The sequence below is a fragment of the Methylobacterium sp. W2 genome (genome assembly GCF_020662345.1).
GTDB lineage: Bacteria > Pseudomonadota > Alphaproteobacteria > Rhizobiales > Beijerinckiaceae > Methylobacterium.
The window spans coordinates 84120-101004 of record NZ_VMOA01000012.1; the positions used below are offsets into that span (position 1 = coordinate 84120).

A 16885-nucleotide genomic window follows, 5' to 3' on the forward strand; every position below is an offset into this window, starting at 1 on the left:
GATCCGCTCGGCCGGCCTGCTATGCCTCATCGACCTGCATCGTCGTCAGAGCTTGGCGCAGGCTGTCCGGCAGGCGGATCGCCCGTCCGTCACGGACGCAAGCGATGACGACTTCGGCGCGGACCAGCCTGTCGTCCCCGCGCAGCACCTCCTGCATCAGATGCATCGAAGCGCCCTTCATCTGCGCCGTCCAGGTCCGGATCTCGAGCAGATCGTCCATCCGCGCGGGCCTGGCATAGTCGATGACCATCCGGCGCACGACGAAATGCAGTCCGTCGGCCTCCTGGTGCAGTTCCGACTGGTTCCCGGCCAGGGTCCGGAACAGCTCCGTCCGCCCCCGCTCCATGAAGCGCAGGTAGCTGGCGTGATAGACGAAGCCGGAAAAATCGGTGTCCTCGTAATAGACGCGGATATCGATGCGATGAGACGTCATGTGATGGCTTCCGAAGACAGGTCGACCACGACGATCTCGGGGGGAACGCCGAGGCGCACCGGCAGGCCGCTCATGCCTAAACCGCCGGACACGACGAGATCGGTCTGCTCGCGCACATGGCCATAGGCGTAGCGCCGCCCATAGCGGGAGGGGACGACGGGAGCATAGCCGAGGAGCCGGACCTGTCCGCCGTGGGTATGGCCGGAGAGGGTGAGCGCCACATGGGCCGGAACCTTCGGGAAGATGTCCGGCTCGTGGGCGAGGAGGATGGAGGGCGCGCCGTCGGGGATCGCCGCAAGGGTGGCCGGCAGGTCGTCGCTTCCCTTCCGGGGGAGACCGTAACGCCACCATGTGCGCTCGAAGCTCAGTTGATCACCGAGCCCGGCGAGCCAGACTTCGTGTCCCCTCACCCGCAGAGGCAGAGCCTCGTTCTCGAGAACGCGGATGCCGGCGCGGGTCAGGGCCTCCCTGGCGAAAGTCGGGCCGTGCCCGCGCTCGCAGGCGGCGCGATCGACCCACCAATCATGGTTGCCGAGGATGGCATAGGTACCGAGCGGCGCCTTCAAGCCGCCGAGGACGGGCGCCCAATCGGCGGAATCCACGAGGCCCGTGATCCGCTTCATGCCGCTCACATAATCGCCGAGCAGCACGATCACATCGCCGCCGAGGCCGTTGGCCGCCTCGACGATCCGTCGGATGTGCTCGGGCGTCATGAAGGGATCGCAGGCATGGACGTCGGAGACGGCCACGATCCGCAGGGTCAGGCCCGACGGCCAGGGTGCCATCGGCCTGATCCGGTACCGCGTGATGGCGAGACGCATCGGCTCGATGCCGATCCCGTAGGCGGCCGTGCCACTGCCCGCGAGCGCCACGGCGCCGAGCCCGAGCACGACGGTGCGGCGGGTGATCCAGACCGGAGAGGGTGCGGGTTCGGAGCTCATGGGACGGACGTCGCCTTTTGCACCACCCATCCCGTTTCGGCCGGGGCTCTTGCATAGGATCTGGCTTTCGGACCGACGCTAGCACCCCCCTCTCTCCGCATGCGGGGCGAAGGGCTGCGCACCCATTGCCTTGCTTCGAAAGCCTTCCTCGCAAAGCGCAGGACAAAATGGCCTCTCCCATCAGCCATCGGGATCGGCCGCCCCGAACAATCCGAATTGCGAACCGGATTCCCGCCGGGGCTCGACGAAGCCCATGTGCTTGTAGGCGTGCGGGGTCAGCATGCGTCCGCGCGGGGTGCGCTGGACGAAGCCCTTCTGGATCAGGAACGGCTCGATGATGTCCTCAATGGCGTCGCGCGGCTCGGACAGCGCCGCCGCGATCGTCTCGATTCCCACCGGGCCGCCGCCGAAGGAGGTGGCGATCATCGTCAGGTACTTGCGGTCCATGACGTCGAGGCCGGCCGGGTCCACGTCGAGGAGCTGGAGCGCCCGGTCCGCGATGGCCCGCGTGACGGCGGGAGCGTCGGCCACGATGGCGAAGTCGCGCACCCGGCGCAGGAGACGGCCGGCGATGCGTGGCGTACCGCGCGCGCGCTTTGCGATCTCGTTGGCGCCCTCCGCCGACATGCCGATACCGAGCACCCGCGCACCGCGGGTGACGATGAGTTCGAGCTCGTCGACATCGTAGAATTCGAGGCGGATCGGGATGCCGAACCGGTCTCGCAGGGGCGTGGTGAGCAGCCCGGCGCGTGTGGTGGCGCCCACCAGCGTGAATTTCGGCAGCTCGATTTTCACCGAGCGGGCGGCCGGCCCCTCGCCGATGATGAGGTCGAGCTGGTAATCCTCCATCGCCGGATAAAGGATCTCCTCCACCGCCGGGTTGAGGCGGTGGATCTCATCGATAAAGAGCACGTCGCGCTCTTCGAGGTTGGTGAGCTGGGCCGCGAGGTCCCCGGCCTTGGCGATGACCGGGCCGGAGGTGGAGCGGAAGTTCACCCCGAGCTCACGCGCCACGATCTGCGCCAGGGTAGTCTTGCCGAGACCCGGCGGCCCGACGAACAGGACGTGGTCGAGGGCGGAACCGGTCTTCTTTGCGGATTCGATGAAGATCTGCATGTTCGCACGCGCCGCACGCTGGCCGATGAACTCGGCAAGGCTCAGCGGACGGATCGATTGCTCGATGTCGTCCGGGCGGCGCTCGGGCGTGAGGAGCGACTCCGGAAGCGGGTGCAGGGTCGGGGATTTCGGCGATTTGGGAAGCTTGCTCACACGGGCTCTCGGTCGGGGCCCGGCACGGGGCCTGCTCCGGTGGACGGGCGTTCGGCCCGATGTCGCACAACGCCGCCGCGCGCGCTACACTGCCCCATCGGCGGCAGGCGGCCGCGGCAGGGGGTTCGCGATGAGTGACGCCTCACAGCAATTCGAGAGGATGGCCCTCGACGATTTCGAGGAGTTGCTGGCCGACAAGCCGCGCAACGAGCGCTGGGAACTGATCGGCGGCCGCGTCGTGCGGATGATGGTCGGCGCCCGCTGGGAGCACGGACGCATCGTCCAGAACATCGCGACCGGTCTTGAAAATGTCTTTCGCGCCAAAGGGTCTTCCTGCCAGACCTTCACCGAGACGTTCTATATGAAATGCAAATCGCTCGACGCAGCGATGTTGCCGGATGTCCTCGTCGTCTGCGGCGACCTCGAACCGGGAACGACCTCGGTGGACAACCCGACTATCCTGTTCGAAGTGCTGTCTCCAGGGACGGAAGCACGCGACCATTTCGAGAAGTGGCACGTCTATCAGCAACTCGGCTCCCTGCAGCATTACGTGCTGGTGGCACGCGACAAACCACATATCGAAGTCTTCGACCGGGTCGACGGCATTTGGAGCGGGCTGCGTGTCATCAAGGCGATCGATGCAAGTCTCGATCTTGGGGCAATCCAGGCTGTGTTGCCCCTGCGCGACATCTACTATCGTGTGATCGCGCGCTAAGCGCCGGCCGGGCCGGCGCTCAGCTTCGGATCAATCCTTCTCGGGAGCGATCGCTTCCAGGCCGCCGATATGCTTCTGGGCGTAGAGCGCCAGGCCGATCTGGGCGATCAGGGTCTGCTGCGTCTCGAGGAAGTCGATATGGCCTTCCTCGTCGGCGGCCAGCTCCTCGAACAGGATCTTCGACACCCGGTCGTTGATCGAATCGCAATACTGCGCGGCTTCGAGATAAAGCGCGCGGGCCTCGGTCTCGGCGGCGAGATCGGAGGCGATGATCTCCTCGATGTTCTGGCCGATCCGCAGCGGATCGAGCTCCTGCAGGTTCGGAAACCCGTCGAGGAACAGGATCCGATCGATGAACCGATCGGCGTGGTTCATCTCCTCGATGGATTCCTTGCGCCAGAACTTGGCGAGATCGATATAGCCCCAGTCGTTCAGCATGCGGAAATGGAGCCAGTACTGGCTCACGGCCGTCAGTTCACTGCGCAGACCTCTGTTGAGGTACTCGACGACCTTCGCATCACCCTTCATAAAACTCACTCCCGTCCGGCTAGTTCAAGCTCGAAGGGGAGCGTGGGACCTCGCACAGGCCCTCAGGCGGCGATCCCCTCCCCCGCAGTTTGGAATTGAACCAAACTACAGCCGCTTGCGCAACCCGTTCCGCACGCATGGCCGGACTCCGCCACCGCGTCTTGCAGGGCCCCCTGCAGGGCCGCCTGCATGATCGAGCGGATGGTCCGGGCGCAGCGGCCGCATTTCGGGCTGCAGCCGAGGCAGGCATGAACCTGCGCCGGGGTTCGCGGGCAATCGGGCCCGTCCTTCAGGCACGCGCGGACGGCACCGTCGGACAACACGTTACAGGAACAGACGATCATGGGAGCTCGCTGAACGAAACAGGAAGCGTCGATCGCGGACGAGACAATTGCGTCATCGGCAAATTCCCCTCCCCGATCATTTGCTTGCGTGCCTTTTTAGAACTTTTAAAATCTACTGCTTTCTCAATAACTTAACTGCCGCGGGACGAATGCGCAAGGCACGCGGACGCGCCTGCGGCCACGGGGCTCGATCGGGGAGAGCCTGCTCAGAAGACGTGGAACGCGATGCCGGCGAGGAAGCTCTTCTCTTCCGTCCCCTTCAGGGTCGCCGTTTCGAGATTGCCGAACTTGTTCAGCCAGTACTGGAAACCGATGAACACATCGACGCGGTCGGGCTGGTCGTAGACGAGCTTGCCGAGGTCGAGCACGAGATTGGTGCGGGAGACGAATTCGAGCCCCGTCTGCCGGTTGAAGGCGAAAATCGCAGGGTTGCGGACACCACGCCCCTTGGGCAGGACGATGTTGTTGATGCCGGTGACGCTGAGGGGCAAGCCGGTGAAGGCCAGGGGGAAGCTGTAGGCGATCTCGATCTCGGGGACGGTGTCGTAGCTGATGTCCCGGTTCGGATAGGGGTTGAAGCCGTTGCGGTTCCACTCCTTGTAGGCGTGGACCGAGGCGCTGAGAAAGCCGGCCGGCACGTCGAAGGCGAGGTTCAGGCCGCCGACGACGTTGCGCTTACGCGGGCCGAAGGCGGTGTCCTTCGTATTGGCGTCGAACCCATAGGACAGGGAGACGTCCTTGACGAGGCCGGGCACCACGAACGCCTTGGTCCCGGTGAGGGCGTTTAGGCTGAGGGTGCCGCGATAGAGGCCATAGACCTCCGTCGCGCCGTCATCGCGAAGCAAAAACCCGCCCGGCGCGTTGGTGGTGCCGGCGCGTTCCTGCGAGCCGGATTTCAGGATGTCAAGGGAGAGGAGATTGGTGCCGTAGGCCCAGGCATTGGCATGCGAGAAGGTGAAGATCTGCTTGGGGATGCCGCGTGACCGGAACGAGCCGTCCGCGTTCCGCACCCGCACGCCCGGCTCGGCGGCGGGGAACTGGTAGTGGTAGCTCACCTGGGTGTCGGTAAACAGGAAGAACGGCGAGGGCGTATCCGGAACGGGCGGCGGCGCGCCCGCCGGATCGGCCGCCAGGGCCGGTGCCAGCGCCGCGCACGAGACCAAAGCGGCCGCCAGGGATATCCAGAAGCCCGTCATATTCAATCCCGGAGCGCGGTCCGCCCAGTCGGGGCTCCGGTCGATAGCGGATTTGACAGGTCACCGGAAGGACGAAAGCCGATCCGCCCAGTCAAAGCAGCGGGTCGCCGTAACGTAGACCATTAAAACCGGCGCCGGGCCGGATGAGGATTCACCCGTGGCAGCGCCCGGACTCAGCGGGCGAGTTCGCGGAGCCCGAGGCGGATCAGGGTCTTGGCCTCCGCCCCCTCGCCGGCGCCCTTCATCGCCGCGGCGATGGCGGCTGAAGCCTGGACCGGGGCATAGCCGAGATTGACCAGGGCGGAGATCGCATCGGCGGCGGGTTGCGGCGCGGTGCGATCCTCCACGGCGCCGGACAAGGCCAGCACGGCGGGGTCGATGGGTGCGAAGGCCGGCGCCTTGTCCTTCAGCTCGGCGGTGAGGCGAGCGGCCAGACGCGGACCGACCCCCGGCGCACGGGCGATCGAGGTCTTGTCCCCCATGGCGATGGCGGTAGCGAGGGCCTCCGGCTCTAGGACGGATAGGAGGCCGAGGGCGACTTTGGAGCCGACCCCCTGCACGGTCTGGAGCAGGCGGAACCACTCGCGCTCCGCATCCGACCGGAAGCCGTAGAGCCGGATCATGTCCTCGCGGACATGGGTCTCGATGGCCAGCGACGCCGCCTCGCCGGCGCCGGGCATCCGCTGCAGGGTGCGGGCGGAGCAATGCACCACGTAGCCGACCCCCTGCACGTCGAGGATCACGAAATCCTCACCGTAGGAATCCACCACGCCCTTCAACTTGCCGATCATGCGTCATCCCGTCATCACGGACGGGTCTTTACCAGGGACAGGCCCGCCTGTCCGACCCGCCTCCGAGAGAAAGTGACCGCCCGATGCGCACACCCCTCGCCGCCCTCCTCGTCGTGATGGCCGCCGCTACCGCAAATGCCCAGAGCCCGGCCCAGGATGCCGGCCCCACCACCGACCCGACCCAGGTCCGGGCCGGGAGCTACGTGCTCGACGCGGCCCACGGCAAGATCACCTGGTCGGTCAGCCACCTCGGCTACTCCACCTATTACGGCCAGATCACCGACGTGGCGGGACAGGCCGACCTCGACCCCAAGGATCCGGGCAAGAGCCGGCTCACGGTGACCATCGGCATGGGGAGCATCAACGCCCTCAACGAGGCGCTCAACCGCCATCTCCAGGGGCCGGACTTCTTCGACACCCAGAAGTTTCCCACCGCCACCTTCACCGCCACCCTGGTGGAGCCCACGAGCCCGACCACGGCCCGCGTCGCCGGCAGCCTCACCCTGAAGGGCGTGACGAAGCCAGTGGCTTTCGACGCCACTTTCAACCGGGCCGGCCTCAACCCCATCGACAAGCGCTACACCGTGGGCTTCGACGGCTGGGCCGTGATCAAGCGCTCGGATTTCGGCGTCAGCGCCTTCCTCCCCGCGATCGGCGACGACGTGTCCCTGCGGCTGGAGGGCGAATTCAAGGCGCAGTGAGCGGCCGCCTCCCCCCGCGCGGGGAGGCGTTTCAGGCGGTGCCCCCCAGCTCGTCCCGCAAGGGCGAGAGGAGAATGCTCACTCCTTCGCCAGGGCCGCCGCGATCCGCGCGGCGGCAAGCCCGCTCACCCCGGCGACGGGGGCGTGGAGCTTCTTCAGGGCATGCGCCCCGCGATGATTGGCATGGGTGACGGCGATGGCCAGGGCATCCGCCGCGTCCGCCGTCTTGAACTCGGCCTTGGGCATCAGGAACTTCACCATCGCCTGGATCTGCACCTTCTCGGCATGGCCCGAGCCGCAGACGGTCTTCTTCACCAGGTTGGCGGCGTATTCGGAGACGGGAAGCCCCGCCAGCGCGGGTACCAGCAGGGCGATGGCGCGGGCGTGCCCGAGCTTCAGGGTCGCCTGCGCATCCTTGTTGACAAAGGTCTCCTCCACGGCGACCTCGTCGGGCGAGAACCCCGACACCACGCGGGCGATGCCCTCGTGCAATTCCCGCAGGCGCAGGGCGAGCGGCAAGTCCCCATCCGACGTCACCACGCCGCAATCGACATAGGTCAGTTTGGTCCCGATGACGGAGATCAGACCCCAGCCGGTGCGGCGCAGGCCGGGATCGATGCCGAGGATGCGGATGGGACCGGTCATGCGGGCAGGACCAAAGGTAACAAAATCATGGATCGGACCGCTCCGGGCGCGAGCACCGCGCCAATCTGAGCAGTAAGGACATATCGTGAACGATGTCTTGTGCCAAGGCCTGAACCAGGCACAGGCAAGACTTTGGCAATGCACAATCCTGACGCCGAAGCCTCCGGACCGATACCTGGGGTAGACCCCGCGCCAGACTGTTGGCCTGCCCTGCGGCCGTTGTCCTTCTAAACTCTAGCCGATCGGAGCGAAACTCGCAATATTACTGCAAAAAACCGAATCACGCGTCCAAAATCCAGATTTATAATTTGATACTTATTACAAATATCCAATAAGACGCAGATATTATCAGAAAAGATTCGACAAACAGTTTGTAAATGCGATTTTGGTAAGGCTTTATAGATATTTTTATATGATTTTATAAGAATGACATGAAATTTGACTGAATTACTGGTGCCCCTGAACAGATCAGAATGCTCTCTAAGCCGACCTGCCGCCGGACTCATCGCTGGTCTAGCGGTGATCACGGTCGTCCTGGTCCCACTCGGCCTCTTGGCAATACCCGCCTCCCGAACGGTGGTGGTCCTTGGCCCGCCCGGGCACGACATGGCCGCCCTCGTCGCCCGAGCCGGCGGGTCGATCCTGCGCATGGGCGGATGGACCAACAGCATCGTAGTCACCGCCGGCCCACCGGATCTGGTCGCCCGCCTCTACGCCTCCGGCGCGTGGCTCGTCATCGACGCCGGCGACGCGCGCGGCTGCGATTCCGCATCCCGATCCCCTGCTTCACGAGCCCGAGCTCCCCTAGCCAAGCGCATCTGAAAGACCCGAACCTCAATGACGAACCTCGAGACTCTCCGGCGGAGCTTCAGCCGATTCCTGATCGTCCTCCTCTGGCTGCACCTGCCGATCATCGGGCTCGGCGCCTGGTTCAGCGGGAACGCTCCGACGGATGCCATCCTGGCGGCAACCATCCTGGCGGGGCTCAGCACGCTGACACGTTGGCGATCTCCCACCGGTATGGTGACCCGCCTCGTCAGCAGCCTGTCGTTGATCGGCATGGCGGCCGTGCTGCTCTCGATCTTCTCCGGGCATTCCTGGCAGATCGACCTGCACATGTACTTTTTCGCCTGCATGGCACTGGTCGTGGCGTGGTGCGACTGGCGCGTCCTGATTGCCTGTGCGGCGGCCACGGCCGGGCACCACCTCGCCCTCGATCTCGCGATGCCGGCTCTGATCTTTCCCCAGGGCGTCGCGGGAGGGGAACTGAGGCGCGTGGCGCTCCATGCGGTCATCCTGATCCTCGAGACCGGCGTGCTCGCCTGGGTGGCAAAAACCATCGTGGCGACCTTCACCGCCCAGGCGGCCTCTGAGCGGGAGATCCGGACGCAGATGGCGCGCATGCAGGCCCTCGAGGCGGAAACGGCCCTGGCGCGTGCCGGTGCAGAAACAGAGCGCAGAGCCGCGATGCAGCAGACAGCCCACTACTTCGAATCCACGGTGAGCGGCATCCTCGGCCGGGTCACACTGGCCGCCGCGGCAATGCAGGACACAGCGCGCACGATGGCGGGGACGGCGGACAGTACGGCGGGACAGGCGAGCGCCGTCGCGCGGGCCGTCGCGACCGCGGCCGAGGGCGCTGTCGCCAACGTCACGTTGGTGGCTGCCTCTGCAGAGGAGCTCGGCGCCTCGGTTCAGGAGATCGGTCGGCAGGTGGAGGAATCGGCGCGCATGGCGCAAGGCGCGGTTGGCCAGGCCGATGCGACGGGCCGTCTGGTCCAGGCCCTGAGCACGGGCGCCGCCCGAATCGGCGACGTCGTTGGGATGATCACGGGCATCGCCGGACAGACCAACCTCCTGGCGCTCAACGCCACGATCGAGGCGGCGCGGGCCGGCGACGCCGGTCGCGGCTTCGCCGTGGTCGCCTCGGAGGTCAAGGAGCTCGCCAACCAGACTGCCAGGGCCACCGAAGAGATCGTTCAACAGATCAGCGCGATCCAGGGGACGACCGGCGAGGCGGTGGCTGCCATCGAGAGCATCGTTGCGCGTATCCGCACCATGAGCAGTGCGGCGGACACTATCGCGGGTGCGGTGGATCAACAGGGCGCGGCAACGCGCGAGATCATCCGCAACGTGGCCAAGGCCGCCGCAAGCACCAGTGCGATCACCGGGACTATCGGAAGCGTCGCCGGGTCGGCCGGGGAGACCGGAACGGCCGCGGCCAAGGTCCTCGCTTCGGCCTCGGCCCTCGCGCACGAAGCCGGTCAGCTCGGTGCTGAAGTCGATCGCTTCCTGGATACCGTCAAGGCTGCGTGATCCCGATTCCGCTCCAGCAAAGCGGATGACCGGATCGGTCGAGCCCGTCCGGCACCTCAGCGAGGCCCAAATCCGCCCTCCCGAAGGGATCAATCGGATTTGGCATGACCCCTCTCGGTTCCGGGGCGCTCACCCCTCCAGCTTCGCCACCAGCGCGTCGGAGAGGGCGAAATTGACGTAGACGTTCTGGACGTCGTCCTGGTCCTCGATGACCTCCACCAGGCGGATCAACTTCTCGCCGGTTTCGTCGTCGACCTCGATGGTGTTCTGGGCCTTCCAGACCAGGGCCGTGCGGCGCGGCTCGCCGAAGCGGGCCTCCAGGGCCTTGGAGACCTCGCCGTAGGAATCCTGGGCGCAGGTGATCTCGTGACCATCATCGGAGGAGCGCACGTCATCGGCGCCCGCCTCGATGGCGGCCTCCAGCATCGTGTCGGCATCGGCCACCTTGGCGTCGAACTCCACCACGCCGACATGGTCGAACATGAAGGAGACGGCGCCCGTCTCGGCGAGGCTGCCGCCGGACTTGGTGAAGGCGGAGCGCACGTCGGAGGCGGTGCGGTTGCGGTTGTCGGTCTGGGCCTCGACGATGAGGGCAGCGCCGCCGGGGCCGTAGCCCTCGTAGCGGATCTCGTCGTAGCTCTCGGCATCGGCGCCCGAGGCCTTCTTGATGGCGCGCTCGATATTGTCCTTGGGCACATTCTCGGCCCGGGCCGCAATGATGGCGGCGCGCAGGCGCGCGTTCATCGCCGGGTCGGGCATGCCGAGCTTGGCCGCCACCGTGATCTCGCGGGCGAGCTTGCCGAAGATCTTGGATCGGACCGCATCGACGCGGCCCTTGCGGTGCATGATGTTCTTGAACTGGGAATGGCCGGCCATGGCGTGACCTTGGGTCGTATCGGAGGTGGAACGGAGGGGCACGCATGCGTCGCCGCAGCGGCATTTGGCCGGGTTATAGGCCGGGTCCGCCCATGGAGGCAACGCGAGCGAGCCCGCCGCGTTGGCGGAACAGGGCTTTTCCGGCCCCGGCGGATACGAACATGGCGACATCCTCCCGAGACGACGGGGCCGGGCGGCCCTGGTGGCGCCTCGCCCTCACCGCCGGCCTCGGTTTCCTGGCTGGCGCGACGCTGTTCCCCAGGCAGGCCAAGGGGATCAGCCCGCCCGCTCGTGCCAGGCCGCCAGCCCCGCGAGGGTGACGACACCCCCGGTCCATGGGGTTCCCGAGAGGTGGGTATGGGGCGTCCCCGGCTCACCGAGATCCGACACCGCCGAAAAGGCGCCGTCCAGACTATGGCTGCCGGTGTAGCGGCTGCGCGTGGCTACTACGGGCAGGCCCGCATCCAGCGCCGAGCGGATGCCGGCCGCCGAATCCTCAAAGGCGATGGCTTCTCCCGCGGCCACGCCGAGGCGCGTCAGGGCCAGGACGAACACGTCCGGATGCGGCTTCTTGCGCTCCGCCTCGTCGCCGCAGGCGACCACGTCGAAGGGGCTACCCTCGGGAAAATTGACGGCGAGGAGCGCATCCACGTTGGGACGGCTCGTGGTGCTCGCCACCGCAAGAAGCAGGCCCGCGCGCTTGGCTTCCCCCACCAGGCGCGCGATGCCCGGGCGCAGTTCGAGCGCCCCCTTCGTGACGAGGTCGCCGTAGATCCCGGTCTTGCGGTCGTGGATCTCGCCCATCTGGGCGCGGCGTTCCGCATCCGGATCGCCGTGCTCGGTGGCCACGTAATGGGCGAGCCGCTCCTTGCCACCCATGACTGTGAGGAGGTCGGCATAGAGTTCCGGCGACCAGTGCCAGTCGAGGCCCAGCTCGGAAAAGGCGCGGTTGAAGGCCTGCCGGTGCAGGTCCTCGGTCTCGGCCAGCGTCCCGTCGACGTCGAAGATCAGCGCCTTCAACATGCGACGGTGCCGCCGGCGCCCGCCCGGATCGCGGCGATGCGCTCGGCATATCCGGCCGGTCCGCCCTTGAACACGGCGCTGCCGGCGACGAACGCGTTGGCTCCGGCAGCGGCGGCGAGGCCGACATTCTCCGGGGTGATGCCGCCATCCACCTCGATGTCGATGTCGCGGCCGGCGGTCATGGCCTTGATCCGGGCGATGGTCTCCAGGGTCGAGGGGATGAAGCTCTGGCCGCCGAAGCCGGGATTCACCGTCATCACCAGGACGAGATCGACCATGTCGATCAGGGGCTCGATGGCGCTCGCAGGGGTGCCCGGATTCAGCGCGATCCCGGCGCGCTTGCCGAGGGTCCGGATGGTCTGGAGCGAGCGGTGGATATGCGGGCCGGCCTCGACATGGACCGAAATCGCATCCGCGCCCGCCTCGGCGAAGGCGGCGAGATACGGGTCGGCGGGGGCGATCATCAGGTGGACGTCGAAGACCTTGGCGCTGTGCGGCCGAAGCGCCTTCACCACGTCGGGCCCGAAGGTGATGTTAGGCACGAAATGCCCGTCCATCACGTCGAGATGGATCCAGTCCGCACCGGCCTCCGAGACCGCACGAACCTCCTCGCCGAGGGCGGCGAAATCCGCCGCGAGGATGGAGGGAGAGATGATGGGGCCGGCCGTTCGGGTCGTCATACGGGCTATCTCGTTCACTCTTTCGGTCCGGCAAGTGCCGTCGCGCGGACGTCGGGTCGTCTCAGGCGAGCCGGCGCTTGCGCTCCACGAGCTGCATGATGATCGGGGTCAGGATGAGCTGCATCGCGATGTCGAGCTTGCCGCCGGGAATCACGATGGAATTGGCACGGCTCATGAAGGAGCCCTGGATCATCGAGATCAGGTAGGAGAAGTCGATACCCTTCGGATCCTTGAACCGGATCACCACCATCGATTCGTCGGCGGTGGGAATCCAGCGGGCGATGAAGGGGTTGGAGGTGTCCACCGTGGGCACGCGCTGGAAGTTGATGTCGGTCCAGGTGAATTGCGGGCAGATCGTCTGCACGTAATCCGGCATGCGCCGCAGGATCACGTCGGTGACGGCCTCGGTGGAATAGCCGCGGAACGAGCGGTCCCGGTGCAGCTTCTGGATCCATTCGAGATTGATCACCGGCACGACGCCGATCTTGAGGTCGGCGTAGCGGGCCATATCGACGTTGTCGTCGACGACGCAGCCGTGAAGGCCTTCGTAGAACAGCAGGTCGGAGCCCGGCGGGAAATCCTCCCAGGGCGTGAAGGTGCCCGGCTCGGCGCCATAGGCTTGAGCGTCGGCGACGTCATGGACGTAGTGGCGCGTACGCCCGCCCCCGGACTCACCGTAGCTGCGAAACACCTCCTCCAGTTCCAAGAGGAGGTTGGCGCGGGGCGCGAAGTGGCTGAGGGTCGGCTCCTCGGCCATGGCCTTACGCATGGCGTTGCGATCGAGGGCGTGGAACGCGTCCCCCTCGATGTAGACCGCGCTCACGTCCTCGCGGCGGAAGATCTGTTCGAACGTGTTGCGCACGGAGGTCGTGCCGGCGCCCGACGATCCGGTGACCGAGATGATGGGATGACGCGCCGACATGAGCGATGCCCGACCGGTTCCAGCCCGTCCCCGGTCAGCTGCGCATCAGGCCGCGCTGCCCGAACAGGGGCGAGCGGCCGGCGGCGGCGTTGCGGCCACCGTAATACTTGGCGACACAGGCCACGTCCTCGCTCGAGCCGAACACCAGCGGCACGCGCTCGTGGATGCCGGTGGCGGAGATGTCGAGGATGCGGTTGGCGCCGTCGGTGGCGGCCGCACCGGCCTGCTCCATCAGCATCGCGATGGGCGCGGCCTCGTAGAGAAGGCGCAAGCGGCCCTGCGCGTAGCCCTTCCGGTTGTCGCCGGGATAGAGGAACACGCCGCCACGGAGGAGAACCCGCTGCGCATCCGCCACCAGGGAGCCGAGCCAGCGCATGTTGAAATTCTTGTCCAGCGGCCCGTCGGAACCGGCCAGACAATCCTCGATATAGGCCTTCACCGGGGTGTCCCAATGGCGGGCGTTGGAGGCGTTGATGGCGTATTCCTTGGCGGCGGCCACCACCTCGATCCGCGGGCTGGTGAGGCGGAACACGCGCTCGGCCCGGTCCAGGGTGAAGATCTGCGTGCCGAAGCCGAGCGTCAGCACCAGGGAGGTCGCCGGACCGTAGGTGACGAAGCCTGCGGCGAGCTGAGCGGTGCCGGGACTGGTGAACGAGCCGAGCGGGTTCTCCGCCGTTGCGCCCACGGGCCGGATACCGAAGATCGAGCCCACCGCCATGTTCACGCCGATGTTGGACGAGCCGTCCAGGGGATCAATGGCGACGGCAAGGGGGGCGCCGGCATTGAGGAGCATGATGCCCTCAGCCTCCTCGGAGGCGACCTCCGCCACCGGCGCGCCGCGCAGGGCCTCGGTGAAGCGGTGGTGCGCCAGCACGTCGAGGGCCTTCTGCACGTCGCCGTCGCTGTTCTGCTCGCCCTGCGCCGCGAGATCACCGCCGCCCAGTGCGCCGCGGCCGATCACCTCGCTCACGTCCACGGCCGCCTCGGCACAGGCCGCGATGACTGCGGCGACATCGGCGAGGCCCTGATCGGCGGCGACCGCCTGGGCGAGGTACGCATCGAGCCGCGACCCGATTTCCAGAGACCCCAACGACATCGGCTCACGTCCTCTTCCACAGACATGCCGGAGACCATCCGGCCGCTCATCATCCGTCCAGGTACCGGGCCTTCGAAAGCCCGGAGCACCGCCCTTTGCACGATAGCGCCGGGTTCAACCAGAGCGCCAGACGGGCATTCCCCGTGCAAAGAAGGAATTCTGAAAAAACTTGCGGGCGGTTCCAAAAAAACTAAAAACGCCGGATGCGCAACCTCTCGCTCAAGCAACTCCAGGCCGTCGCAGCGGTCGCCCGCCTCGGAACGATGACCCGTGCGGCCCAGGAACTCAACGTCACCTCGGCGGCGCTCTACGCGCGCATCCGCCAGTTGGAGGAGGAGGCGGGGCTGCTGCTGTTCGACCGGACCCCCACGGGCCTGAAGCCCACCGATGCCGGGCGGGAGATGCTGTGGGCGATCGACAGCATCAACACGGTGCTGGAGACCTGCGCCGACCGGCTCCAGACCCTCAAGGGTGGAAGCGGCGGCCGGGTCGCCATGGGGGTGGTGTCCACCGCCAAGTACTTCACGCCTCAGATCATCGCCGGCTTCGTCGACCGTTATCCCGCAGTGGAGATCAACCTCGTCGTCGGCAATCGCGGCGCCATGGTCGAGGCCCTGCGTAACTACGAAATCGACTTCGCCATCATGGGCCGTCCGCCGCGCGACTTCGCCATCGAGGCCGAAATGTTCGGCGCGCACCCGCTGGTGATCATCGCGGCGCCGAGCCATCGCATCAGCACGCGCACCAACCTCACCCGGGCGGATCTGGCCGAGGAATCCTTCCTGGTGCGCGAGGAGGGGTCCGGCACTCGTACGGTGTTCGAGGAGTTCATGTCGGGCATCATGATCCAGCGCGCAAAGCTCGGGATCGATTCGGGCTCGAACGAAACCATCAAGCAGGCGGTGATGGCCGGGCTCGGCATCGCCCTCATCTCCGGCCACACGGTGGCGGCCGAGGTGGAGAGCGGGCGTCTCATCCTGCTCGACGTGCAGGGATTACCGATCCGCCGCGACTGGTACGTGGTCCGCCGCGCCGACAAGGTGCTCGGGCCGGCGGCGGCGGCGTTCTGGGATTACACGGTGAAGGAAGGCGGGCGGAAGCTGCCGCGTCTGGCCCTGACACCGGCCGTCAGTTCGGTCACCGCGGAGTTCGAGGCGTGAGCGACACCGGGATCGTCGTCGTCGGTGCCGGTCAGGCGGGTTTGCAGGCTGCGGCTTCCCTGCGCGAGGCGGGCTATGCCGGACCGGTGACGATGATCGGCGACGAGCCGAGCCTTCCCTATCAGCGTCCGCCGCTCTCGAAGGCCTATCTCGCCGGCAAGGTGGATGCCGCTGGCCTATTCCTGCGCGCGCCGGGCTTCTACGCCGATCACCGCATCGCCTGCGAGACCTCGGTCAAGGCCGTCGCGATCGACCGGGCGGCCCGCCAAGTCCGCCTCAGCGACGGACGCGACCTCGGCTACGATCACCTCGTCCTCGCCACCGGATCGCGAAATCGACCTTTGCCGGTGCCCGGCGCGGAGCTCGGGGGCGTGTACCAGCTGCGCTCGATCATGGATGCCGACCGGATCCAGGCGGCCATCGCAGAAGCGCGCAGCATTGCCATCGTCGGTGCGGGGTTCATCGGGCTCGAATTCGCCAGCATCTGCGCCGAGCGCGGTCTGTCCGTCACCGTCATCGAGGCCGCGGACCGTCCGATGGCGAGGGCGGTGTCCGAGCCGATTGCCACCTTCTTCCGAGAGGTACACGAGAGCGCCGGCATCCGTTTCCTGTTCGGCAGCGGCGTGCAGGCCATCGAGGGTCGGGCCGGTCGGGCCGCGTCGATTGTCTTGTCAGACGGCACCACGTGCCCGGCGGATCTGGTCCTGATCGGGATCGGTGTCCTTCCGAACCAGGACCTCGCGGCCGAGGCCGGCCTTCGCGTGGAAGACGGCATCGTCGTCGATTCCGTCCTTCTCACCGACGATCCGTTGATCTCGGCCATCGGCGATTGCGCCCAGTTTCCTACACGCTTCGCCGCCCATGGCACGGCACGGGTGGAATCCGTCCAGAACGCCATCGATCAGGGTCGCTGCCTTGCCGCCCGCATCACCGGACGCCCCGCCCCCTACGATGCCGTTCCCTGGTTCTGGAGCGATCAGGCCGGGCATAAGCTGCAGATGGTGGGATTGCCGGTGCCAGGCGACGTCTCGGTGCGACGCGCCACCGTCGGGGGCTTTGCGGTGTTCCGTTATCGCGGTCCGCACCTGACCGGGATCGAGACGGTGGATTCGGCGGCCGAGCACATGGCCGCCCGCCGGATCATCGCGCGCGGCCTGTCGCCGACGCAGGACGAGGTGGCGGATCCGGCCTTCGATCTCAAGTCTCTCGCCATGGGACGCAACAAAACCTAGCCGCCACTCACTTCGAC

At 66.7% G+C, this 16885-nt stretch carries 19 protein-coding genes; 6 read left to right on the top strand and 13 right to left on the bottom strand.

The window, feature by feature from the left end; all coding sequences use genetic code 11:
* Positions 1–19: 19 nt before the first annotated feature.
* From ybgC to ruvB, 3 genes are all read right to left on the bottom strand, one after another.
* On the bottom strand, positions 20–433 hold the full coding sequence (gene ybgC / locus FPV16_RS08990; protein WP_227437870.1) for a tol-pal system-associated acyl-CoA thioesterase: 414 nt from the start codon (positions 431–433) through the stop codon (positions 20–22).
* Complete coding sequence (locus FPV16_RS08995) at positions 430–1374, bottom strand: metallophosphoesterase (RefSeq protein WP_227437871.1); 945 nt, start codon at positions 1372–1374, stop codon at positions 430–432. The genes ybgC and FPV16_RS08995 overlap by 4 nt, the downstream gene beginning before the upstream one ends.
* Positions 1375–1554: 180 nt before the next feature.
* Positions 1555–2643 (bottom strand): Holliday junction branch migration DNA helicase RuvB, encoded by a 1089-nt coding sequence (ruvB, locus tag FPV16_RS09000; RefSeq protein ID WP_227437872.1) that lies wholly within the window; start codon positions 2641–2643, stop codon positions 1555–1557.
* 160 nt (positions 2644–2803) lie between these two features.
* Between ruvB and FPV16_RS09005 the strand changes: the two genes are divergently transcribed.
* Positions 2804–3358 carry a Uma2 family endonuclease gene (locus tag FPV16_RS09005; protein ID WP_227437873.1) on the top strand — a complete coding sequence of 185 codons (555 nt, stop codon included), beginning with the start codon at positions 2804–2806 and terminating at the stop codon, positions 3356–3358.
* Between the two features lie 30 nt (positions 3359–3388).
* On the opposite strand, the gene bfr is transcribed toward FPV16_RS09005, so the two are convergent.
* The 4 genes from bfr to ruvA all read right to left on the bottom strand — a co-directional run bounded on the left by bfr (position 3389) and on the right by ruvA (position 6217).
* Positions 3389–3886, bottom strand: a complete 498-nt coding sequence (gene bfr, locus FPV16_RS09010; RefSeq protein ID WP_018041978.1) for a bacterioferritin — start codon at positions 3884–3886, stop codon at positions 3389–3391.
* Positions 3887–3948: 62 nt separating this feature from the next.
* Complete coding sequence (locus FPV16_RS09015; RefSeq protein ID WP_227437874.1) at positions 3949–4230, bottom strand: bacterioferritin-associated ferredoxin; 282 nt, start codon at positions 4228–4230, stop codon at positions 3949–3951.
* Positions 4231–4436: 206 nt separating this feature from the next.
* A complete protein-coding gene (locus tag FPV16_RS09020) occupies positions 4437–5426 on the bottom strand; it encodes a hypothetical protein (RefSeq protein ID WP_227437875.1) in 990 nt (329 codons plus the stop codon).
* A gap of 173 nt (positions 5427–5599) precedes the next feature.
* Complete coding sequence (gene ruvA / locus FPV16_RS09025) at positions 5600–6217, bottom strand: Holliday junction branch migration protein RuvA (RefSeq protein WP_027170893.1); 618 nt, start codon at positions 6215–6217, stop codon at positions 5600–5602.
* Positions 6218–6300: 83 nt separating this feature from the next.
* On the opposite strand from ruvA, the gene FPV16_RS09030 reads away from it, so the two are divergent.
* Positions 6301–6918 carry a YceI family protein gene (locus FPV16_RS09030; protein WP_227437876.1) on the top strand — a complete coding sequence of 206 codons (618 nt, stop codon included), beginning with the start codon at positions 6301–6303 and terminating at the stop codon, positions 6916–6918.
* Positions 6919–6996: 78 nt separating this feature from the next.
* Here the strand turns inward: FPV16_RS09030 and ruvC are convergent, their stop codons facing one another.
* Positions 6997–7563 (bottom strand): crossover junction endodeoxyribonuclease RuvC, encoded by a 567-nt coding sequence (gene ruvC, locus FPV16_RS09035; protein ID WP_227437877.1) that lies wholly within the window; start codon positions 7561–7563, stop codon positions 6997–6999.
* Between the two features lie 606 nt (positions 7564–8169).
* Here ruvC and FPV16_RS09040 point away from each other — a divergent pair.
* Positions 8170–8385, top strand: coding sequence for a hypothetical protein (locus FPV16_RS09040; RefSeq protein ID WP_227437878.1), 216 nt, complete (start codon positions 8170–8172; stop codon positions 8383–8385).
* Positions 8386–8400: 15 nt separating this feature from the next.
* The gene (locus tag FPV16_RS09045) at positions 8401–9879 is read left to right on the top strand and encodes a methyl-accepting chemotaxis protein (protein ID WP_227437879.1); all 1479 of its coding nucleotides are present in this window, start codon (positions 8401–8403) and stop codon (positions 9877–9879) included.
* Between the two features lie 129 nt (positions 9880–10008).
* Here the strand turns inward: FPV16_RS09045 and FPV16_RS09050 are convergent, their stop codons facing one another.
* From FPV16_RS09050 to FPV16_RS09070, 5 genes are all read right to left on the bottom strand, one after another.
* Positions 10009–10755 (bottom strand): YebC/PmpR family DNA-binding transcriptional regulator, encoded by a 747-nt coding sequence (locus FPV16_RS09050; protein WP_227437880.1) that lies wholly within the window; start codon positions 10753–10755, stop codon positions 10009–10011.
* A 276-nt stretch (positions 10756–11031) separates the two neighbouring features.
* Positions 11032–11778 carry an HAD-IA family hydrolase gene (locus FPV16_RS09055; RefSeq protein WP_227437881.1) on the bottom strand — a complete coding sequence of 249 codons (747 nt, stop codon included), beginning with the start codon at positions 11776–11778 and terminating at the stop codon, positions 11032–11034.
* Positions 11772–12458, bottom strand: a complete 687-nt coding sequence (gene rpe / locus FPV16_RS09060; RefSeq protein ID WP_227437882.1) for a ribulose-phosphate 3-epimerase — start codon at positions 12456–12458, stop codon at positions 11772–11774. The genes FPV16_RS09055 and rpe overlap by 7 nt, the downstream gene beginning before the upstream one ends.
* A gap of 61 nt (positions 12459–12519) precedes the next feature.
* Complete coding sequence (locus FPV16_RS09065; protein WP_018041968.1) at positions 12520–13380, bottom strand: phosphoribulokinase; 861 nt, start codon at positions 13378–13380, stop codon at positions 12520–12522.
* A 34-nt stretch (positions 13381–13414) separates the two neighbouring features.
* Positions 13415–14476 carry a class 1 fructose-bisphosphatase gene (locus FPV16_RS09070; protein WP_056247998.1) on the bottom strand — a complete coding sequence of 354 codons (1062 nt, stop codon included), beginning with the start codon at positions 14474–14476 and terminating at the stop codon, positions 13415–13417.
* Between the two features lie 203 nt (positions 14477–14679).
* Here FPV16_RS09070 and FPV16_RS09075 point away from each other — a divergent pair, with 203 nt between their 5' ends.
* The gene (locus FPV16_RS09075) at positions 14680–15636 is read left to right on the top strand and encodes a LysR family transcriptional regulator (protein ID WP_056248002.1); all 957 of its coding nucleotides are present in this window, start codon (positions 14680–14682) and stop codon (positions 15634–15636) included.
* Positions 15633–16868, top strand: a complete 1236-nt coding sequence (locus FPV16_RS09080) for an NAD(P)/FAD-dependent oxidoreductase (protein WP_227437883.1) — start codon at positions 15633–15635, stop codon at positions 16866–16868. The genes FPV16_RS09075 and FPV16_RS09080 overlap by 4 nt, the downstream gene beginning before the upstream one ends.
* The last annotated feature ends 17 nt before the right edge of the window (positions 16869–16885 follow it).